At 73.7% G+C, this 19886-nt stretch carries 19 protein-coding genes and 1 pseudogene; 14 read left to right on the top strand and 6 right to left on the bottom strand.

From position 1 onward, the window contains the following. Position 1 precedes the first annotated feature (1 nt). Positions 2-124: pseudogene (locus EAO76_RS45845) on the top strand (C4-dicarboxylate ABC transporter); the annotation flags it as partial. Positions 125-163: 39 nt separating this feature from the next. Beyond that, positions 164-1093: a LysR family transcriptional regulator gene (locus EAO76_RS04560; protein WP_148833583.1), complete on the top strand. Its 930-nt coding sequence runs from the start codon at positions 164-166 to the stop codon at positions 1091-1093. Between the two features lie 100 nt (positions 1094-1193). On the opposite strand, the gene EAO76_RS04555 is transcribed toward EAO76_RS04560, so the two are convergent. Then, entirely contained in the window at positions 1194-1913 is a 720-nt protein-coding gene (locus EAO76_RS04555; protein WP_148835566.1) for a gamma-glutamyl-gamma-aminobutyrate hydrolase family protein, read from the bottom strand. 152 nt (positions 1914-2065) lie between these two features. Continuing rightward, positions 2066-2794, bottom strand: coding sequence for a FadR/GntR family transcriptional regulator (locus tag EAO76_RS04550; protein ID WP_148833581.1), 729 nt, complete (start codon positions 2792-2794; stop codon positions 2066-2068). Between the two features lie 120 nt (positions 2795-2914). On the opposite strand from EAO76_RS04550, the gene EAO76_RS04545 reads away from it, so the two are divergent. Beyond that, positions 2915-3883, top strand: coding sequence for a DUF2510 domain-containing protein (locus EAO76_RS04545; RefSeq protein WP_148833579.1), 969 nt, complete (start codon positions 2915-2917; stop codon positions 3881-3883). A gap of 58 nt (positions 3884-3941) precedes the next feature. On the opposite strand, the gene EAO76_RS04540 is transcribed toward EAO76_RS04545, so the two are convergent. Next, positions 3942-5144 carry an amino acid deaminase/aldolase gene (locus tag EAO76_RS04540; RefSeq protein WP_148833577.1) on the bottom strand — a complete coding sequence of 401 codons (1203 nt, stop codon included), beginning with the start codon at positions 5142-5144 and terminating at the stop codon, positions 3942-3944. 249 nt (positions 5145-5393) lie between these two features. Then, on the bottom strand, positions 5394-5591 hold the full coding sequence (locus tag EAO76_RS04535) for a hypothetical protein (RefSeq protein ID WP_148833574.1): 198 nt from the start codon (positions 5589-5591) through the stop codon (positions 5394-5396). Between EAO76_RS04535 and EAO76_RS04530 the strand changes: the two genes are divergently transcribed. The 3 genes from EAO76_RS04530 to EAO76_RS04520 all read left to right on the top strand — a co-directional run bounded on the left by EAO76_RS04530 (position 5575) and on the right by EAO76_RS04520 (position 8396). Continuing rightward, positions 5575-6348 carry a hypothetical protein gene (locus EAO76_RS04530; RefSeq protein ID WP_262375342.1) on the top strand — a complete coding sequence of 258 codons (774 nt, stop codon included), beginning with the start codon at positions 5575-5577 and terminating at the stop codon, positions 6346-6348. The genes EAO76_RS04535 and EAO76_RS04530 overlap by 17 nt on opposite strands. Further along, positions 6345-7538 carry a type VII secretion-associated serine protease mycosin gene (gene mycP, locus EAO76_RS04525; RefSeq protein ID WP_148833570.1) on the top strand — a complete coding sequence of 398 codons (1194 nt, stop codon included), beginning with the start codon at positions 6345-6347 and terminating at the stop codon, positions 7536-7538. The genes EAO76_RS04530 and mycP overlap by 4 nt, the downstream gene beginning before the upstream one ends. A gap of 129 nt (positions 7539-7667) precedes the next feature. Further along, entirely contained in the window at positions 7668-8396 is a 729-nt protein-coding gene (locus EAO76_RS04520; RefSeq protein ID WP_148833568.1) for an SseB family protein, read from the top strand. A 106-nt stretch (positions 8397-8502) separates the two neighbouring features. Here EAO76_RS04520 and EAO76_RS04515 read toward each other — a convergent pair whose 3' ends face one another. Next, positions 8503-8865 (bottom strand): DUF1844 domain-containing protein, encoded by a 363-nt coding sequence (locus EAO76_RS04515; protein WP_148833566.1) that lies wholly within the window; start codon positions 8863-8865, stop codon positions 8503-8505. Between the two features lie 345 nt (positions 8866-9210). Between EAO76_RS04515 and infC the strand changes: the two genes are divergently transcribed. The 8 genes from infC to EAO76_RS04470 all read left to right on the top strand — a co-directional run bounded on the left by infC (position 9211) and on the right by EAO76_RS04470 (position 18762). Then, on the top strand, positions 9211-9894 hold the full coding sequence (gene infC, locus EAO76_RS04505; RefSeq protein WP_148833564.1) for a translation initiation factor IF-3: 684 nt from the start codon (positions 9211-9213) through the stop codon (positions 9892-9894). 120 nt (positions 9895-10014) lie between these two features. Then, entirely contained in the window at positions 10015-10209 is a 195-nt protein-coding gene (rpmI, locus tag EAO76_RS04500; RefSeq protein ID WP_148833562.1) for a 50S ribosomal protein L35, read from the top strand. 110 nt (positions 10210-10319) lie between these two features. Next, positions 10320-10703 (top strand): 50S ribosomal protein L20, encoded by a 384-nt coding sequence (rplT, locus tag EAO76_RS04495; protein ID WP_018103794.1) that lies wholly within the window; start codon positions 10320-10322, stop codon positions 10701-10703. Positions 10704-10848: 145 nt separating this feature from the next. Beyond that, on the top strand, positions 10849-11682 hold the full coding sequence (locus EAO76_RS04490; RefSeq protein ID WP_148833560.1) for an RNA methyltransferase: 834 nt from the start codon (positions 10849-10851) through the stop codon (positions 11680-11682). Positions 11683-12003: 321 nt separating this feature from the next. Further along, positions 12004-13167, top strand: coding sequence for an ATP-binding protein (locus EAO76_RS04485; RefSeq protein ID WP_148833558.1), 1164 nt, complete (start codon positions 12004-12006; stop codon positions 13165-13167). Positions 13168-13314: 147 nt separating this feature from the next. Then, entirely contained in the window at positions 13315-14442 is a 1128-nt protein-coding gene (gene pheS / locus EAO76_RS04480; protein WP_148833556.1) for a phenylalanine--tRNA ligase subunit alpha, read from the top strand. After that, positions 14442-16952: a phenylalanine--tRNA ligase subunit beta gene (pheT, locus tag EAO76_RS04475; protein ID WP_148833554.1), complete on the top strand. Its 2511-nt coding sequence runs from the start codon at positions 14442-14444 to the stop codon at positions 16950-16952. Before pheS ends, pheT begins: the two co-directional genes overlap by 1 nt. A gap of 460 nt (positions 16953-17412) precedes the next feature. Further along, the gene (locus EAO76_RS04470) at positions 17413-18762 is read left to right on the top strand and encodes a transcriptional regulator (RefSeq protein ID WP_148833552.1); all 1350 of its coding nucleotides are present in this window, start codon (positions 17413-17415) and stop codon (positions 18760-18762) included. Positions 18763-18855: 93 nt separating this feature from the next. Here the strand turns inward: EAO76_RS04470 and EAO76_RS04465 are convergent, their stop codons facing one another. Next, on the bottom strand, positions 18856-19716 hold the full coding sequence (locus EAO76_RS04465; protein ID WP_148833550.1) for a 3-hydroxybutyryl-CoA dehydrogenase: 861 nt from the start codon (positions 19714-19716) through the stop codon (positions 18856-18858). Positions 19717-19886: the final 170 nt, after the last annotated feature.

The following is a 19886-nucleotide window of genomic DNA, read 5'->3' as shown; positions in this document are numbered from 1 at the left end:
GCTGCGGACCTTCTGCGTGTTCGTGTGGGCGCTCTCGGCGATCGCGCTCGCCGTGCTGCTCACGGCCCGCGCCGGGCACTGGATCGCCCATCGCGACCAGGCCCGCGACCATCTGCTCGACCCCYCCAGGGACTCCGCTTCTATGAGGTCATAAGCTGGCTTTATGACCGGTGAAGCGCCTGTTCCGCCCCCTCTGTCCCACCGGGTCCCCGACCTCGGGGCGCTGGAGCTCCTGCTCGCCGTCGCCCGGCACGGCAGCCTGGGGCGCGCGGCGCGGGACGTCGGCGTCACCCAGCCCGCCGCCAGCAGCCGCATCCGGGCCATGGAGCGGCAGCTCGGGGTGGCCCTGCTGGACCGTTCCCCGCGCGGCTCCCGGCTCACCGACGCGGGCGCCCTGGTCACCGACTGGGCGCGCAGGATCGTCGAGGCGGCCGAGGCGTTCGACGCGGGCGCCCAGGCGCTGCGCCACCGGCGGGACTCGCGGCTGCGGGTCGCCGCCTCCATGACCATCGCCGAGTACCTGCTGCCGGGCTGGCTGATAGCGCTGCGCGCCGAACGGCCGGACACCGCCGTCTCGCTGCTCGCCGGGAACTCGGCGGCCGTCGCGGGGCGGCTGCTCGTCGGCGAGGCCGACCTCGGATTCGTGGAGGGACTGTCGGTGCCGGAGGGGCTCGACGGCACGGTCGTCGCCCACGACCGCCTCGTCGTCGTGGTCGCACCGTCCCACCCCTGGGCCCGCCGTCGCGCCCCCCTGACGCCGGGGGAACTCGCCGCGACCCCGCTGATCCTGCGCGAACACGGCTCCGGCACCCGTCAGGTGCTGGGTGCGGCCCTCGCCGTGCACGGCGGCCTCGCCCAGCCGCTGCTCGAACTCTCCTCCACCACGGCGGTGAAGGGCGCGGCGGAGAGTGGCGCCGGGCCGTGCGTCCTGAGCGAACTCGCCCTGGGCGAGGAGCTGTCCTCGCGGCGCCTGGTCAAGATCCCGGTCGCCGGAGTGCGCCTGCGGCGACAGTTGCGCGCGGTGTGGCCCTCGGGCCACCGCCCCACGGGCCCCGCCCGCGACCTGCTGTCCCTGACGGCACGGGACGGCTGACGGGTCGGTACGGCCGGCGGGGCTGCCGGTGGCACGGGACGGCTGACGGCCGCCGCCGGTCACGGCGCCGGATTCCCGACACCGTCCGGGCCGCCGCCGGTCACGGCACCCGGTCCCCGACCGCCGTCCGGGCCGCCGCGGCGGCGACCAGTGCCTTCAGCAGCCGCGGGTCGTCACCCATCTCGGGATGCCACTGCACCCCCAACACCCAATGAGAGCCCGGGAGTTCGACCGCCTCGACCGTGCCGTCCGCCGCGTGGGCGCCGATCACCAGGCCCGGCGCCGGCCGCTCCACGCACTGGTGGTGGTAGGTGGGTACGTCGCACGGCTCGGGCGCCACCGACGCGTAGCGCGTGCCCGGCACCGGCGTCACCCGGTGCGTGCCGAAGACGCCGGTCGTGCCCGGCGGCCCGGTGTGACCGTCGAGGTGCTGGACCAGGGTGCCGCCGAGCGCCACGTTGAGCAACTGCATGCCGCGGCAGATGCCCAGCAGCGGGGTGCCGGACTCCAGGGCCGCCCGGATCAGGGCCAGTTCCCAGTCGTCGCGCTCCCGCGCGGGCGGACCGCACCTGGGGTCGCGTTCCGCGCCGTACCTGCCGGGGTCCACGTCGGCCCCGCCCGCGATCACCAGCCCGTCCAGCCTGGCCACCGTCGTCCCGGCCCGGCCGGGATCGTCCGGCGGGAGCATCGCGGCCAGGCCGCCGGCCCGCTGGACGATGCGCGGGTACCCGGTCGGCAGAAGGGCGGCGGGAAGCTCCCAGACGCCCCAACGGGCGGCGGGCTCCAGGTAGGTGGTGATGCCGATGAGGGGTTCGGGCACGGGGTGGTCGAGAGGTTCGGGCACGGCGGTCCCTCCGGTCGGCCGCCCGCAGGGGCGGGGACGGTCCCAAGGATTCAATGGTCAACGCGAATACCTTTGCGTTCCCCGGGGCTCCGCACAAGGGTCCGGGGCGAACCGGCCACCGGTCCGGTTCAGGCCAGGAACCCGCGCAGGAGCGCGGCCGTGCCCGCGCAGTGCTCGCGCATCACCGCGCGCGCGGCCTCCGCGTCCCCGTCCAGGACCGCCTCGACGAGACTCGTGTGCTGGTGCTGCGAGTGCTCCAGGTTCCGCACGAGCAGCGGTATGCAGTCCAGCAGGTCGTTCAGGGCGGCCCGGACGGCCGCGTACTGCGTGGTCAGCGACGCGGAACCGGAGAGCTCGGCCAGGGTCAGGTGCAGCAGGGTGTCGCGCCTGCGGTAGTCGGACAGGGGCGCCTCGTGGGTCGCCGTCAGGGCCGCGCGCAGCCGGTCCGCGCCCTCGTCGCCGAGCCCCCGCGCGGCGCACAGCTCGGCCGCCCCGGCCTCCAGCACCTCGCGGAAGCGCAGCACGTCCTCGATGTCGACGGCGGCCCCCCTCCGGCGCAGCTCGTCCTCTCCGGCGCTGCCGGTGCGCGCCAGCACGAACGTGCCCCCGTACCGGCCGCGCCTGCTCTCCACCAGGCCCTGGTCCTGGAGGACCTTCAGCACCTCGCGCAGGGTGACCCGGCTGATCCCCAGCAGCTCGGCGAGGTCGCGCTCGGCCGGCAGCCGCCCGCCGCCGGGCACCAGCTCCAGCCTGACCACCTGGAGGATCTGCTCCAGTGCCTCCTCGAAGCCGTTCCCGGCGCGGACGGGTCGCAGCACCGGCAACAGACGGTCGATGAACTCGCTCTCCCCGGCCACGCCCCGTCTCCCTTTCGATCAATGGTCGGCCACCACACCTTAAGTCCCGCGGTTGAGCGGAGAAGTGGCGGACCGGCGATCGGCGGACTTCCGCCGATGGCCGAACCCTAGAGTGGGGGGATGAGCAACGCGACACCGCCCGGCTGGTACCCGGACGCCGCGATACCGGGCACCGAACGCTGGTGGGACGGCGCGGCATGGACCGCGCACACCCGCCCGGCCGCCCCCGCTCCGCAGCAGTTCGGGCCGCCCGCCCCGCAGTTCGGGCCGCCCGTGCCTCCCGACGGGACGCTCGCGCGGACCGGCGGGACCTCCGGCGGCGGAGGTTCCGGCACCACCCGGACCGTCGCCCTCGCCGTCGCCGGACTGGTCGTCGTCGGCGCGGCCGTCACCGGGGCGCTCCTGCTGCGCGGGGGAGACGGCACTCCGGAGGCCGGCCCGAGCGGCTCCGCGCCGAAGCCCACCACGACCGCGACCGCGACGGACGCCCCGTCCCCCGACGGCTCACCGGCCGAGGACGACCCGAAGGTCCTCGTCGACCAGCTCAACGGCATCACCCTGCCGATCCCCGACGGCTGGGAGAGGCCCGAGCGGACCGTGGACAAGGTCCTCACGATGCGCACCGTCGACTCCTACCGGTGCCCCGGCGACTCCGGCCGCTACTGCTACCACGGCACGGTGACCAGCCGCACCGCGAGCGCCACGGACATCACCTCCGCCGAGGAACTCGCCAAGCAGGACATCACCGCCGCGGCCGACGGCGCCTACGAGAAGGACCTCGTCGGCAACCGGATCCACGGCGGCATCACCTCCCACGAGGAGCTCGTCTCCGAGTCCGTGAGCGTCGCCGGACGCACCGGCTACCGGGTGCGCTGGCGGGTCGAAACGGGCAAGGGGCCCGGCGGCTACGTGCAGTCGCTCGTCTTCCCGTCCACGGTCGGCAGCGAGACGCTGGTCATCGTGCGCTACGCCTTCGACGCGGGCCCCGACGGACCGTCGCTCACGCTCATGGACACCATCACCAAGGGCATCCGGCCGATCGGCGACAGCGCGACGAGCGGCGGCGTGGGCAGCTCGGTCGGCCCCTGACCCGCCGCCGGACCGGTCGACGACGCGTCGGGGGCCGGGGAGCCCGCCGGTTGCGGGATCAGAGGAACGTACGGCCCTCGCCCCGGTACGTCGGCACGGTCGCGGTCACCCGGTCGCCCTCGATCAGCTGCAACTCGTCGAAACGCTCGCACAGTTCACCGGCCTTCGCGTGCCGGAACCACACCTTGTCGCCGATCAGCAGATCGTCGGCCGGGGCGCCGAGCAGCGGGGTCTGCACCTCGCCCGGCCCCTCCTGCGGGTCGTAGCGCAGCCCCTCCGGCAGATACGGGACGGGCAGCCGGTCCGGGCCCGCGGGCCCGGACGCCGGGTAGCCGCCGCCGAGCACCGTCACCACGCCCACACCGGGCCTGCGCACCACGGGGTGGGCGAACAGCGCGGCCGGACGGGCCGTGAACGACGTGTAGTTGTCGAACAGCCGCGGCACGTAGAGCCCCGATCCGGCCGCGATCTCGGTCACCGCGTGCTCGGCCGCCGTGTGCTGCACGCTGCCGGTGCCGCCGCCGTTCACGAACTCCAGGTCCGGGGCCACCGCCCGTACCGCGCGCACCACCTCGGCCCGCCGCGCGGCGAGTTCCCGGCGGCCCGCGGCCTGCATCAGCCGGATCGCCCGGGAACGCAGCGGCCGGCCCGCGAGCGAGTCCCCGACCCCGGCGATGTGCCCCTCGTACGCCATCAGGCCGACCAGCCGGAAACCCGGCCTGCGCGCCACCGAGCGTGCCAGATCGGCCAGTTGGGCGGGGGAGCGGAGCGGGGAGCGCAGGGCGCCGACCCTGACCCGGCCGCCGAGCAGCTGGAGCGAGGTGTCCAGCTCCAGGCAGACCCGGATCTCCTCGCGGCCGCCCGCCCGTGCCGCGTCGATCAGCTCCAGCTGCGCGTGGTCGTCCACCATCACCGTCACCGCGGCGGCCAGCTTCGGGTCGGCGGCCAGTTCCGCGAGGGCGGCCCGGTCGGCCGTCGGATAGGCCAGCAGCACGTCGTCGAAACCGGCCCGTGCCAGCCACAGCGACTCGGCGAGCGTGAACGACATGATCCCGGCGAAACCGGGCCGCGCGAGCACCCGTTCCAGCAGCGCCCGGCAGCGAACCGACTTGCTGGCCACCCGGATCGGCTTTCCGGCGGCCCGCCGGACGAGGTCATCGGCATTGGTGTCGAACGCCTCGAGATCGACCACGGCGATCGGGGCGTCCAGGTGGGCAGTGGCCCGGTTGTACCGGGTCCGGTCAGCGGCACGGGCAGTCATGGCCGCAGCTTGCCAGACGTCCGTACCGATGGGTAAGGGCTGTTCCGCATCCCGGTCGTACTCGTACCACCGGACGGCCCGGCCCGTGCACGGGCCGGGCCCCGGGGATGATCTGCGCAGATCATCCGGGGTCGGGCGGCCTGCTCCCGCCAGGGGTGCCCCACCCCGTAGAGTGACGGACACGCGGCAATCAGCGGCAATCGAACGGGCCTGCCTGTGATGCCGATCCGCGCGCGGTACGGAACGGGATCAGGGGGGCGGATGAGTACCGAGGCGCAGCGGGCTCCTGTCCCACCCCGCCCCACGCCCCCGGCACAGGACACGGACCAGCAACGGGTCCAGCGCCTTCGCGCAGCCGCCGTCCGGGGCGACGGCGATCCGGGTCCAGACCCGGTCGGCGCCGCCGGGGCCCGCCGAGACCACCACCCGGCTGCGTCCGATCCGCACCCGCCGCCCCGCCCGGACCGCGGCCGCGGCGGTCTGCGTCGTGCTCGGCCTCGGGCTGATCGGCGGTGCGGCCACCGGCACCTGGCTCACCAGCGATTCCTCGGCCGACCCCGCCGCCCGCAACGCCTACGCCGTGGGCCGTTCCGCCTGGCACAACGTCCCCGTGGACGCCCTCTTCCCCCGCACCCTGGCCGGTGACGGGGCGGGCCCCGGCGGCGCCGACCGGGTCTGGACCCGGATCGCCGTCGCCCCGGACGGCGGCTGCGCGAAGGCGCTGGACCCGTTGCTGGCCAGGACGCTCGACCCGGTCGGCTGCGAGCGGATGCTCCGGGCCACCTACACCGACGCCACGGCCAGCAGCGTCACCACCGTCGGGGTGATCTTCACCGAGGGCGACGAGGCGGCCATGCGGGCGCTCGGCACCCGCTTCACCGACCAGCACCTCGACCGGCGCACCGACCTGATGCCCCGCACGTACCCCGTCCGGGGCACCGTCGCCGCCGGGTTCGGCGACCGGCAGCGTGCCAGCTGGACCGTCCACGTACTGACCGAGGTGCCCGTCGTCGTGTTCGCCGTCTCCGGCTTCGCCGACGGACGCGCCGTCGCCGATCCGCAGCCCGCGGCGAAGGCCATGGACACGAAGGCGACGACCGCGGCGGCGCAGGCCGGACTCGGCCACGAGGCCAAGGGCATCGCCGACCGGGTCGAGCGCGGTCTGCGCCGGGCCGTCACCGACCTCACGGAGAAGCCGGAATGAGCCGCCGCACCCGCCGACACCGTGCTCTGGGCGCGGTCTGCGCCGCCACCGCGCTGGCGCTCCTGCCCGCCGCACCGGCCCGGGCCGACGCCATCCGGGACCAGCAGTGGGGGCTGCAGGCGCTCCACACCGAACAGGCGTGGCGGACGACCAAGGGCAAGGGGATCACCGTCGCCGTCGTCGACACCGGGGTCGACGGCAGCCTTCCCGATCTGGCCGGACAGGTGCTGCCCGGCAAGGACATGATCGGCTTCGGCGCCGGCCGCGGCGACCGCGCCTGGGCCCGGCACGGCACGGCGATGGCGGGCATCATCGCGGGGCGCGGCCACGGGGCGGGAGGCGACGAGGGGGTGCTCGGCATCGCGCCGGAGGCGAGGATCCTCCCGGTCCGGGTGATCCTCGAAGCCTCCGACCCGGCCCGTTCCAAGGCCCGCAAATCGCGTGGCACGGCCCTCGCCGACGGCATCCGCTGGGCCGCCGACCAGGGCGCCGACGTCATCAACCTCTCGCTCGGCGACGACAGCAAGTCCGCGCACCCCGAACCGGGCGAGGACGCGGCCATCCAGTACGCGCTGAAGAAGGGGGCCGTCGTCGTCGCCTCCGCGGGCAACGGCGGCGAGAAGGGCGACCACATCTCGTACCCCGCCGCCTACCCCGGGGTGATAGCGGTCACCGCCGTCGACCGGTACGGCACCCACGCGGCGTTCTCCACCCGCCGCTGGTACGCCGCGGTCAGCGCCCCCGGCGTCGACATCGTCGTGGCCTCGCCCGACCGCCAGTACTACGTGGAGTGGGGCACCTCCGCCGCCGCCGCGTTCGTCTCGGGCGCGGTCGCGCTGGTCAGGTCCGCGCACCCGGACCTGACGCCCGCCCAGATCAAGAAGCTCCTCACGGACACCGCCCGCAGCTCCCCGGCGTCCGGCCGCGACGACGCCCGCGGGTACGGCATCGTCGACCCCGTCGCGGCGATCGCGGCCGGGGCGAAGCTCCGCCCCGCCGACCTGCGGGCCGAGGCCCGGGCCGGATACCGCGAGCAGTACTTCGGCCCCGGCCCCAGCCCCGCGCGGCACGAGAACATCCCCGCGGGCTGGCTCGCCGCCGGCGCGGGCGCCCTCGGCGCGCTCCTGCTGGCACTGGCCGTGGTGCTCTGGCGCGGCAGGGGCCGCGGCCCGGCCGCCGCCCGGCACTGACCGCCCCGCCGACCGTCCCACCGGATTCCCCCGTCGGCCGCTCCCGGAAGGTCCGGCGGCGGCTTCCGGCAGTGGCCGGTCCGCAGCCCCGTCGCCGGGACGGGAAGGGCCAGGGACTACGCTCGCCCCGTGGCGCTGAAGAACATTCCGGACCCCGGTTACTCCGACGACGACGGCACGGCCGACCCGGCCCTGACCGCGGCACTCACCGCGTGGGCCGCGGACCGAAAGGCGGTCGGCCCGGTGCTCGAAGCCCTCAGGGGCACCCGGCTGCTGGTCCCGGTCGTCGCCGTGCTCGGCGAGGTGGAGGAAGACGAGAACGGATTGCGTCGCGAGAAGACCAGCGACATGGCCGTCCCCACCCTCCAGGCGGGGGACCGCCGGGCCCTGCCCGCCTTCACCTCGACCGAGTCGCTGGCCCGCTGGGACCCGCAGGCCCGCCCCGTCGCCGTCCCCCTCCACCAGGCGCTCCAGGCCGCCGCGCACGAGAAGGCGGACACGGTCGTCCTCGACCTCGCGGGACCGGTCGCGTTCGAACTGACCGGCTCCGCGCTGCTCGCCCTCGCCGAGGGCCGCACCAGCGCCGACCCGCTGGACGACCCCGCCGTCACCTCGGCGGTGCGGGCCGCGGTCGCCGCCGAGCCCGCGGTGCTCCGCGCCCACCTGGTCCCCGGCTCCGCCGACGGCACCCTCGCCCTCGTCCTCGCCCCCGACGCGGACCCCGCCGATGTCGCCCGCCGGGTCGCGGGGACGCTGGCCGCCGACGAGGTGCTGCGCGCCCGGCTGGTGCGCGGCCTGGACCTGGCGCTGCTGCCGGCCGACGCGGCCGCACCGGGCGAGCCCCTGTTCACCCGCTGACCGCGGAGCGGGCACCGGCCCCGCCCGGTCCTGCCGCACGAAACAGGTGAGCCCCCGCCCGGGACGGGCGGGGGCTCACCTGTGCGAAAGGGGCAAGAGCGCGGGCTCAGCCGAAGACGGGGCCGGTGTACTTCTCGCCGGGGCCCCGGCCGGGCTCGTCCGGGACGAGGGACGCCTCGCGGAACGCGAGCTGCAGCGACTTCAGCCCGTCGCGCAGCGGGGCCGCGTGGAAGGAGCTGATCTCGGTGGCGCTCGCGTCCAGCAGACCGGCCAGCGCGTGCACCAGCTTGCGGGCCTCGTCGAGGTCCTTGTGGTCGGCGCCGTCCTCGGTCAGCCCGAGCTTCACGGCGGCGGCGCTCATCAGATTGACCGCGACCGTCACGATCACCTCGACCGCGGGCACCTCCGCGATGTCGCGGGCCATGTCGTCGAAGCCGGGGGAATCACTGGTGGGGGTCGCGTCACTCATGCGCCATACGATAGGCCCACGCCGGACCCGTCCCGTCCGCGGGAGCGGGGGCGGCGGCCGGTTGGTGCGCGCACCTGGGAGCTGCTAGCCTGGTGTGACGACCGGCTGGGCAGCTATGTGCCCGGCCCACAAGTGGAGGCTCCGATCTCCCACCTGGCCGTCCTTGTCGGACGGCGGGTCATCCGGTCAGGCGGTAACCATCGTTCCGTACGGACGATGGGACCGCCCGATGCGCCCCGCGGTTGACCGCGGCGGTGTTCCGGTTGTTTCAGGAGCCCCGCCTGTGTCCCGTCCGGGGCATTTTTCTTGCCCGTGTGCGGTTGGTCCCAATAAAACAGACGTTACGTGGCTGTCCGCCAGGCGGCCGCGTGGTGCTACCGAGGAGGATCCATCAGCGCCGAGCCCCGCATCAACGACCGGATTCGCGTTCCCGAGGTGCGACTTGTCGGTCCCAGCGGCGAGCAGGTCGGGATTGTTCCGCTTGCCAAGGCCCTGGAACTCGCGCAGGAGTACGACCTCGACCTGGTCGAGGTGGCGGCGACCGCCCGTCCGCCCGTGTGCAAGCTCATGGACTACGGGAAGTTCAAGTACGAGTCGGCCATGAAGGCCCGTGAGGCGCGCAAGAACCAGGCGCACACGGTCATCAAGGAGATGAAGCTCCGGCCGAAGATCGACCCGCACGACTATGACACCAAGAAGGGTCACGTCGTCCGGTTCCTCAAGCAGGGCGACAAGGTCAAGATCACGATCATGTTCCGTGGTCGTGAGCAGTCCCGCCCCGAGCTGGGCTTCCGTCTGCTCCAGCGTCTGGCTTCGGACGTGGAGGAACTCGGCTTCATCGAGTCCAACCCGAAGCAGGACGGCCGGAACATGATCATGGTTCTGGGCCCGCACAAGAAGAAGACCGAGGCGATGGCCGAGGCCCGTGAGGCCCAGGCCGCCCGCAAGGCGGGGCGTCAGGGTTCCACCCCCGACGCCGCAGCGGACCAGGCTGCCGACGCGCAGCCCGAGACACCTTCCGAGGCGTGACCTCAGGGGTCGCCATCCAGGCGGCCCCGGGTCCCCCCGGGATTCCCATCAAGATCTGACGCCCCTGCTGTCCGGTGCCCGCACCGAGAGGGGCGCCACTGACGAGGAGAGAACGGCGCGATGCCGAAGAACAAGACGCACAGCGGTGCCAGCAAGCGCTTCAAGATCACCGGCTCCGGCAAGGTGCTCCGTGAGCGCGCCGGCAAGCGCCACCTGCTCGAGCACAAGTCGTCCAAGAAGACCCGCTCGCTGACCGGCACGGTCGAGCTGTCCCCGGCCGACGCCAAGAAGGTCAAGAAGCTTCTCGGCAAGTGAGCCCGCGGTCCCCGGCGCGCCCGGGGGCGGCGACCTCGACTTCAGACCGGGACCAATTCGTTTCCGGGCCGTGTGAGTCCAACCACGGCCCCGCTACAAGGAGTTAACAAGTGGCACGCGTCAAGCGGGCAGTAAACGCTCACAAGAAGCGTCGGGCGATCCTCGAGCAGGCCAGCGGTTACCGGGGCCAGCGCTCCCGTCTGTACCGCAAGGCGAAGGAGCAGGTCACCCACTCCCTCGTCTACAACTACAACGACCGCAAGAAGCGCAAGGGCGACTTCCGTCAGCTGTGGATCCAGCGCATCAACGCCGCTGCCCGCCAGAACGGCATGACGTACAACCGCCTCATCCAGGGTCTGAAGGCCGCCAACATCGAGGTGGACCGCAAGATCCTGGCCGAGCTCGCGGTCAACGACGCCAACGCGTTCGCCGCCCTCGTCGAGGTCGCCCAGAAGGCCCTCCCGAGCGACGTCAACGCCCCGAAGGCCGCCTGACCCAGGCAGCACTTCCTGCTTTTCCGAGCCGGACCCGCAGGCGCCCGTCGTCTGCGGGTCCGGTGCGTTGCACGGCACGTTCCGCGCGTCCGCCCGTCGCTCCCGCACCCGTCAGCCCCGTACGCAGAGAGGCCCGCCGCCGACCATGGGCACCCCCGAACTGATCTCCCCGCGATCGCCGCGCGTCACCGCTGCCCGACGGCTGGCCAAGCGCAACTTCCGCGGCAAGGAGCGCAGGTTCATCGCCGAGGGGCCGCAGGCCGTGCGGGAGGCCGCCGAGCACCGCGGCAGCGACGGCGAACCGACCCTGATCGAACTGTTCGCCACCGTCGAGGCGGCCGAGCGGTACGCCGACATCGTCGCCGCCGCCCACGCGGCCGGCGCCCGGGTGCACCTCGCCGACGGGAACGTGCTCGCCGACGTGTCCCAGACCGTCACCCCGCAGGGCCTGATCGGGGTCTGCCACTTCCTCGACTCGCCGTTCGACGAGATCCTCGCCGCGAAGCCCAGGCTGGTCGCCGTCCTGGCCCATGTGCGCGACCCGGGGAACGCGGGCACGGTGCTGCGCTGCGCCGACGCCGCGGGCGCCGACGCCGTCGTGCTCACCGACGCCTCGGTGGACCTCTACAACCCCAAGTCGGTCCGGGCCTCGGTGGGCTCGCTCTTCCACCTGCCGGTCGCCGTCGGCGTCCCGGTCGAGCAGGCCGTGCGGGGGCTGCGGGAGGCGGGCGTACGGATCCTCGCCGCCGACGGCGCGGGCGCCGACGACCTCGACGACGAGCTCGACGCGGGGACCATGGGCGGCCCGACCGCCTGGATCTTCGGCAACGAGGCATGGGGCCTGCCGGAGGAGACCCGGGCGCTGGCCGACGCCGTCGTACGCGTGCCCATCCACGGCAAGGCGGAGAGCCTCAACCTGGCGACCGCCGCGGCCGTCTGCCTGTACGCCTCCGCAAGGGCCCAGCGCCCGCGCCGCTGACGGACCACCGCACGGCCCCTCGGGGCCTGCCGGGCCCACCAGGGCCGGGCAGGCCCCGCTGCCGCTTCCTGCACCGCCCCGCCGCCACCCCGCAAAGGCAAAGAGGGAGAGCCGCTTCCGGAACGCCCGAGGGGGCGTACGCGGGCGGGCGCCCGGGATCACGGGCGCACCGGGGGCGCGGTCCGGCGGCGCTCGTGCCGCGCCCGCCGGACCGCGGACCGCAGCAGTGCGCCCCCGCAGGGTGTCGCTCCGTCACCGACGACTAGTAGGGTGGCGAACTCGGGGGCCCACTGCACCGGTTCGAGAGGTGGGGTACGGGATATGGCTGTCGGCATGAGCAGGCCGCGCGAGACGCACACCGCAGTCGTGCGCGGATGCGAACGCCCGAGCGGGGCGGACGAGCCGACCGGGGAGTCGGACCTCGTCACCACCGGCATCGGCGTCGACCCCGACGACCTGCCCGACGGCCTCGTCGTCGCCGACGAGAACGGCCGGGTCGTCTGCTTCAACTCCGCCGCGGTCCGGATCACGGCCGTGCCCCGCGACGCCGCCCTCGGCCTGCCCCTGGAACAGGCACTCCCGCTGGAGGACCTCAAGGGCCGCCGCTGGTGGGCGCTGACCGATCCGTACGGCGGCCTCGCCACCCGGGTCGGCCAGCCCGAGCGCAATCTGCTGCTGCCCGGCGGCCGGGAGGTCCTGGTCTCCGCCCGGTACGTGCGCGAGCACCCCACCGGCCCCGTGCGCCGGGTGGTCGTCTCGCTGCGCGGCACCGAGGCCCGCCGCCGCACCGAACGCAGCCACGCCGAGCTGATCGCGACCGTCGCCCACGAGCTGCGCTCCCCGCTGACCTCGGTCAAGGGCTTCACCGCGACCCTCCTCGCCAAGTGGGAGCGGTTCACCGACGACCAGAAGCGCCTGATGCTGGAGACCGTCGACGCCGACGCCAACCGCGTCACCCGGCTCATCACCGAGCTGCTCGACATCTCCCGGATCGACTCGGGACGGCTGGAGCTGCGACGGCAGCCCGTGGACCTCTCCGCCGCCGTCGAACGCCACGTCCAGGCCCTCACCGCGAACGGCCAGACCCCCGACCGCTTCCTCGTGCGCACCTGCCAGCCGCTGCCCGTGGTCTGGGCCGACCCGGACAAGGTCGACCAGGTGCTCGGCAACCTGCTGGAAAACGCGGTGCGCCACGGCGAGGGAACCGTCACCATCGAAGTCGCACCCGCACCCGCGAAGAGCGACGAGAAGGGAACGTCCGTCACCGTGAGCGACGAAGGCCCCGGCATCCCCGAGGAGTCGATGGGCCGTGTCTTCACCCGCTTCTGGCGGGGGAGCAAGCGCGGCGGCACCGGACTGGGCCTCTACATCGTCAAGGGCATCGTCGAGGCGCACGGCGGCGCGATCACGGTCGGTCGCGGCCCCGGCGGCGGGGCGGAGTTCCGATTTATCCTGCCCGTGAGCACGCCGGCCTACCTGGTCTGAGCAGCCCACGGGCCTCTCACACGTTCCACGGCCCTTAGACTCGACTTTTGGCACCTTTGCGTCCGCCTGCCGTCGAGCAGCGGGGCCGCGGGGTCCGGGGCGTACCCGGTTCAGAGCATTACCAGCCAATCGGAAGCACGGGAAGAGATGTCGGCACCGAACAAGTCGTACGACCCAGTCGAGGTCGAGGCACTGAAACCGGAAGAGATCGAGCGCATGCGGGACGAGGCGTTCGCCGCCTTCGCCGCCGCCGGTGACCTCGACGCGCTCGCCCAGGCGAAGACCGCGCACACCGGTGGCACCTCGCCCCTCGCGCTCGCCAACCGCGAGATCGGCGCACTGCCGCCGCAGGCCAAGGCCGAGGCGGGCAAGCGCGTGGGCCAGGCCCGCGGCGCCGTGAACAAGGCCCTCGCCGCCCGCCAGGCGGAGCTGGAGGCCGAGCGGGACGCCCGCGTGCTGGTCGAGGAGGCGGTGGACGTCACGCTGCCCTACGACCGCACCCCGGCCGGTGCCCGCCACCCGCTGACGACCTTCATGGAGCGCGTCGCGGACGTCTTCGTGGCCATGGGCTACGAGGTCGCCGAGGGTCCCGAGGTGGAGGCGGAGTGGTTCAACTTCGACGCCCTGAACTTCGTGCCCGACCACCCGGCCCGGCAGATGCAGGACACCTTCTTCGTCCAGGGCGCCGACGGCGCGAAGACCGACGAGTCCGGCGTCGTGCTGCGCACGCACACCTCGCCCGTCCAGGCCCGCTCCCTGCTCGACCGGGAACCCCCCGTCTACATCGTCTGCCCCGGGCGCGTCTACCGCACCGACGAGCTGGACGCGACGCACACCCCGGTCTTCCACCAGATCGAGCTGCTGGCCGTCGACGAGGGCCTCACCATGGCCGACCTCAAGGGCACCCTCGACCACATGGTCCAGGCGCTCTTCGGACCGGACATGAAGACCCGGCTGCGGCCGAACTTCTTCCCGTTCACCGAGCCGTCCGCCGAGATGGACATGGTCTGCTACGTCTGCCGCGGCGCGTCCGTCGGCAACCCCGACCGCCCCTGCCGCACCTGCGGCAGCGAGGGCTGGATCGAGCTCGGCGGCTGCGGCATGGTCAACCCCAAGGTGCTCGTCGCCTGCGGCGTCGACCCCCAGAAGTACAGCGGATTCGCCTTCGGGTTCGGCATCGAACGGATGTTGATGTTCCGCCACAACGTAGAAGACATGCGAGACATGGTCGAGGGTGACGTCCGGTTCACCCGGCCGTTCGGGATGGAGATCTGATGCGGGTCCCGCTTTCCTGGCTGCGGGAGTACGTCGACCTGCCGGCGACGGAGACCGGCCGGGACGTACAGGCCAAGCTCATCGGTGTGGGGCTGGAGGTCGAGACCGTCGAGCAGATCGGCGCCGGCCTCAAGGGCCCGCTGGTCGTCGGGCAGGTGCTGACCATCGAGGAGCTGGAGGGCTTCAAGAAGCCCATCCGCTTCTGCACGGTCGACGTCGGCGGCGCCAACGGCACCGGTGAGCCGCAGGAGATCGTCTGCGGCGCCCGCAACTTCGCCGTCGGTGACAAGGTCGTCGTGGTCCTGCCCGGCGCCGTCCTGCCCGGGGACTTCGCGATCTCCGCGCGCAAGACCTACGGCAGGACCTCGCACGGCATGATCTGCTCCACCGGCGAGCTCGGCATGGGCGACGACGGCACGCACGGCATCATCGTGCTGCCGCCGGAGCACGAGGCCGGCACCGACGCGATCGAGCTGCTCCAGCTCGTCGACGAGGTCCTCGACATCGCCGTCACGCCCGACCGCGGCTACTGCCTCTCCATGCGCGGCGTCGCCCGCGAGACCGCCATCGCGTACGGGCTGCCGCTGCGCGACCCGGCGCTCCTGGACGTGCCCGCGCCGAACGCCTTCGGCTACCCGGTCAAGGTCGCCGACCCGATGGGCTGCGACAAGTTCACCGCGCGCACCGTCGTCGGCCTGCAGCCCGAGGCCCGTTCCCCGATCTGGCTGCAGCGCAGGCTGCAGAAGGCCGGGATGCGCCCGATCTCGCTCGCCGTCGACATCACCAACTACGTGATGCTGGAGCTCGGCCAGCCGCTGCACGCCTACGACCGCACCCGCATCGAGGGACCGATCGGGGTGCGCCGCGCCCAGCAGGGCGAGAAGCTCACCACCCTCGACGGCACGGTCCGCGTCCTGGACGCCGAGGACCTGGTCATCACCGACGACCGCGGACCGATCGGCCTCGCGGGCGTCATGGGCGGCGCCGACACCGAGATCGCCGACCTCCAGGAAGGCGCCGGGACCACCGAGGTCGTCATCGAGGCCGCGCACTTCGACGCGATCTCGATCGCCCGGACCGCGCGCCGCCACAGGCTGTCCTCCGAGGCGTCCAAGCGCTTCGAGCGCGGCGCCGACCCGCAGGCCGCGGCCGCCGCCGCGCAGCGCACCGTCGACCTGCTGGTGCTGCTGGCCGGCGGCACCGCCGAGAGCGGCGTCACCGAGGTCAGCGCGCCCTCCGCGCCCCGCACCATCGCGATGCCGGCGAACCACCCCGACCGGGTGGCCGGTGTCGAGTACGGCCGCGAGACCGTCGTGCGCCGCCTCCAGGAGGTCGGCTGCGACGTCTACGGGCAGGACGAGCTGATCGTCACCGTGCCGTCCTGGCGCCCCGACCTCGGCGAGCCGAACGACCTCGCCGAGGAGGTCATCCGGCTGGAGGGCTACGAGAACCTCCCGTCCACCCTCCCGACCCCGCCCTCCGGCCGAGGGCTCACCGACCGCCAGCGGCTGCACCGCAGGATCGGCCGGGCGCTCGCCGGGGCCGGTTACGTCGAGGCGCTGAACTACCCGTTCATCGGCGACGCCGTCCTCGACCGGCTCGGGATCGAGGCCGACGACGCCCGCCGCCGCACCGTCAAGATCGTCAACCCGCTCTCCGACGAGGAGCCGGCGCTGCGCACCACGCTGCTGCCGGGCCTGCTCGGCGCGCTGCGGCGCAACGACGGCCGCGGCAGCCACGACCTCGCGCTCTTCGAGACCGGCCTGGTCTTCCGGCCGACCGGCACCGAGACGAAGGCCGTGCGGCTGCCCGTCGACCGCCGTCCCACCGACGAGGAGATCGCCGGGCTCGACGCCTCGCTGCCGCGTCAGCCGCGCCGCGCCGCGGTCGTCCTCGCGGGCGCCCGCGAGCAGGCCGGCTGGTGGGGCAAGGGCCGCCCGGCCGACTGGGCGGACGCCGTCGAGGCCGCCCGCACCATCGCCCGCGAGGCCGGTGTCGAGCCGACCGTCCGCAGCGACCGGCACACGCCGTGGCACCCCGGCCGGTGCGCCGCGCTGTACGTCACGGTCGACGGCGAGGAGACCCTCTTCGGGCACGCCGGCGAGCTGCACCCGCGGGTCGTCAAGGAACTCCACCTGCCCGAGCGCACCTGCGCCATGGAGGTCGAGCTCGACGTTCTGGAGCAGGCCGTCGACGGCGTGCTCCGGGCACCTCGGATCTCCACCTTCCCGGTGGCGACCCAGGACGTCGCGCTGGTCGTCGCGGAGGACGTCCCGGCCGCCGACGTGGAGCGGGCACTGCGCGACGGCGCGGGTGAACTCCTCGAATCGGTACGGCTGTTCGACGTCTTCACCGGCGAGCAGATCGGCGGGGGGAACAAGTCCCTGGCGTACGCGCTGCGGTTCCGCGCCGCGGACCGCACGCTGACCGTCGACGAGGCCACGGCCGCGCGCGACGCCGCGGTGGCGCTGGCCGCCGAGCGCACCGGCGCGGTGCTGCGGGGCGCGTGACGGGAAACGGCCGTGCGGCCCCCGCCGCCGGGTGATCCGGCGGCGGGGGCCGCACAGGTGCGAGGAGGGGCGCGTCCGGCCGGACGCGCCCCTCCCGCGTGCTCGCGGGCGGCGGGATCGCACCCGGGCCCCGGCGCGGCCCGGGGAGGACCCGGCCCCGTGCCGACCCCGTAGCCACCCTCCGATCCGTGGGCAGTGGGTCGTGCGATCCGGCGCCGTCCGTGCTGCCACGGAGTGCCGGGCAGGTCGGCAGGACGGACGGCGCGGGTGCGGGCCGTCGTGCTGTACGAGGGGGAGCAGACGACCCGTCCGCCTCTTGCGAGGCGACTGATTCAACCGACCCGCGTACCGGCGCGACAGGGTGCGCAGCGGGACGGTTCGGGCATTCCGTTCACACCCCGTGTGAATCGTGCTCCACTGGTGCGACACGTCTCGGCGTGCCGAACCACCGGAGGGGCACATGGGAGCGACGGAGCCCAACATTCTGCTGGCGGCCCTGATCGAGGAAGCGGGCGTCTCCCGGGCGGGCCTCGCCGCACACGTCAACCGGGCCGGCGACTCCCGCGGGCTCCCGCTGCGGTACGAACACACCGCGGTGGCCCGCTGGTTGAAGGGGCAGCGCCCGCGCGGCCGGGTGCCGGACCTGATCTGCGAGGTGCTCGGGAGCCGACTGGGCCGCTCCGTCTCACTGGACGACATCGGCATGGCGGAGGCGGGCACCGGCTCGCCCGCGCCCGGCTGCTCGTTCACCGGGTTCGTCGAACGGACCACCATGCTGTGGCGCTCGGACGAGCAGGGGCGCCCGCACCCGCCCGCCCCGTCCGCCGTGGCGGGAACCGCGGCGGTGATGCCCGTCTGGGAGTGGGAGAACCCGCCCGAGGACGCCGACGTCTCCCGCGACGGCCCGGTCCGCGTCGGCCCGGCCGACCTGGTGACCCTGCGCGCGGCCCGTACCCACTACGAACTGATGTACCGCAGGACCGGCGGAATGGCGACCAGGCCCCGGGTCGCCGGTTTCCTGAACTCCGTGGCCGCCCCGCTGCTGCGCGGCGGGTACGACGACGCCACCGGCCGCCGACTGCACCGGGCGGCGGGCGGGCTGGTCGCGATGGCGGGGATCTGCGCGTACGACTGCGATCTGCACGGTCTGGCCCAGCGCCACTTCCACCAGGCGCTGCGGCTGGCCAAGGCGAGCGGGGACCGGGGGTTCGGCGGCTATGTGATCGCCCTGCTGGTCAACCAGTCGCTGCTCCTCGCCGAGTACCGGCAGTCCGTCGCCTTCGCGCAGGCGGCGCTGCGGGCCGCCGGGGGACGGCTCGGCCCCGCGCTCACCGCCGACCTGTACGCGATGCAGGCCAAGGCGTACGCCCGCCTCGGCGACGCGGGCGGCGCCGGGGAGTGCATCCGGCGCGCGGAGACGGAGGCGGCGCGTATCCGGCCGGGGCAGGAGCCGGCCGAGGCGGGATACGTCCAGCCGGGCCTGGTCGACGTGCAGGTGGCCGAGGCGCTGCTCGTCCTCGGCGACCTGGCGGGGGCCGGGGAGCACGCGGCGGCGGCCGTAAGGCACCCTTCGCACGACCGGGGCCGGGTGCACCGGCTGGCGGTGCTGGCCCAGGTCGAGCTGCGCCGGGGCGAGGCGGACCGGGCGGCGGCCACCGCGGTGGAGATGGCCGGACTGGCCGGGGGCATGGAGTCGCGGCGGCTGCGCGACCGGCTGCGTACCGTGCGCGAGGGCCTGGCCGCGAGCGGCGGCGCAGAGGCGGGCCGGGCCGTCGAACTGATCGACGGGGCCCTGTGCGTACCGCTGTGAGCCCCTGCCGGGCCCGTGGGGCGGGCCGGGGAAGCGGACGGGGCCGGCACGGGGGATCGCCCCGGCCGGCCCCGTCGGGCACAGCGGTGAGGATCAGGAGTACGGGTAGAAGCCCGACCCCGTCTTGCGGCCGAGACGGCCCGCGTCGACCATCCGCTGGAGCAGCGGCGGAGCGGCGTACAGCGGCTCCTTGAACTCCGCGTACATCGAGTCGGCGACCGAGGCCACCGTGTCGAGACCGATCAGGTCGGAGAGCTTGAGCGGGCCCATCGGGTGGGCGCAGCCGAGCTCCATGCCGTTGTCGATGTCCTCACGGCTGGCGATCCCCGACTCGAACATCCGGATCGCCGAGAGCAGGTACGGGATCAGCAGCGCGTTGACCACGAAGCCGGAGCGGTCCTGGGCGCGGATCGGGTGCTTGCCGAGGACCTCCTGCACCAGCGCCTCGGAGCGCTTGACCGTCTCGTCGGACGTCGTCAGCGCGGGGATCAGCTCGACGAGCTTCTGCACCGGCGCCGGGTTGAAGAAGTGGATGCCGATGACCTGGTCGGGGCGGGAGGTCGCCACGGCCAGTTTCACCAGCGGGATGGAGGAGGTGTTCGAGGCGAGGATCGCGTCCTGCCGGGTCACCACCTGGTCGAGTACCTGGAAGATCTCGGTCTTGACCTGCTCGTTCTCCACGACGGCCTCGATGACGAGATCGCGGTCGGCGAACTCCCCGAGGTCGGTGGTGAAGCTCAGACGGGCAAGTGTCCCGTCACGCTCCTCCGGAGTGATCTTGCCGCGTTCGGCGGCCTTCGAGAGGGAGTTGTGCAACCGGGTGCGGCCGATCTCCAGCGCCTCACCGGTGGTCTCGGCCACCAGGACCTCGAGACCGCTGCGGGCGCACACTTCCGCGATGCCCGCGCCCATCTGGCCACAGCCCACCACTCCGACGCGTGCAATGTCGGCCATAGAGTCCGTCACCTCGTGCCTTTCGCTGTTCTCCGTGTCGCAGGTTCCCGTCTGATTCCGGTGCCCGCCCCGACCCCCCGACGTTACTCCGCGTCCTGCGGGTCATCGCGGGCCGGGGCGGGCATGCTCTGCGTTACGCCCGATTACGGGGGCGACGGATGATGACGACG

This window comes from Streptomyces sp. sk2.1 (genome assembly GCF_008120935.1).
Classification (GTDB): Bacteria; Actinomycetota; Actinomycetes; order Streptomycetales; family Streptomycetaceae; genus Streptomyces.
This window is presented reverse-complemented; position numbering and strand designations above follow the sequence as displayed.

Coding starts and splice junctions, on each gene's coding strand:
- EAO76_RS04465 (WP_148833550.1), bottom strand. CDS start 19,716: ATGGCCGACATTGCACGCGTCGGAGTGGTGGGCTGTGGCCAGATGGGC.
- pheS (WP_148833556.1), top strand. CDS start 13,315: ATGTCGGCACCGAACAAGTCGTACGACCCAGTCGAGGTCGAGGCACTG.
- EAO76_RS04470 (WP_148833552.1), top strand. CDS start 17,413: ATGGGAGCGACGGAGCCCAACATTCTGCTGGCGGCCCTGATCGAGGAA.
- EAO76_RS04540 (WP_148833577.1), bottom strand. CDS start 5,144: ATGACTGCCCGTGCCGCTGACCGGACCCGGTACAACCGGGCCACTGCC.
- pheT (WP_148833554.1), top strand. CDS start 14,442: ATGCGGGTCCCGCTTTCCTGGCTGCGGGAGTACGTCGACCTGCCGGCG.
- EAO76_RS04515 (WP_148833566.1), bottom strand. CDS start 8,865: ATGAGTGACGCGACCCCCACCAGTGATTCCCCCGGCTTCGACGACATG.
- EAO76_RS04490 (WP_148833560.1), top strand. CDS start 10,849: ATGGGCACCCCCGAACTGATCTCCCCGCGATCGCCGCGCGTCACCGCT.
- mycP (WP_148833570.1), top strand. CDS start 6,345: ATGAGCCGCCGCACCCGCCGACACCGTGCTCTGGGCGCGGTCTGCGCC.
- EAO76_RS04560 (WP_148833583.1), top strand. CDS start 164: ATGACCGGTGAAGCGCCTGTTCCGCCCCCTCTGTCCCACCGGGTCCCC.
- EAO76_RS04545 (WP_148833579.1), top strand. CDS start 2,915: ATGAGCAACGCGACACCGCCCGGCTGGTACCCGGACGCCGCGATACCG.
- EAO76_RS04485 (WP_148833558.1), top strand. CDS start 12,004: ATGGCTGTCGGCATGAGCAGGCCGCGCGAGACGCACACCGCAGTCGTG.
- rpmI (WP_148833562.1), top strand. CDS start 10,015: ATGCCGAAGAACAAGACGCACAGCGGTGCCAGCAAGCGCTTCAAGATC.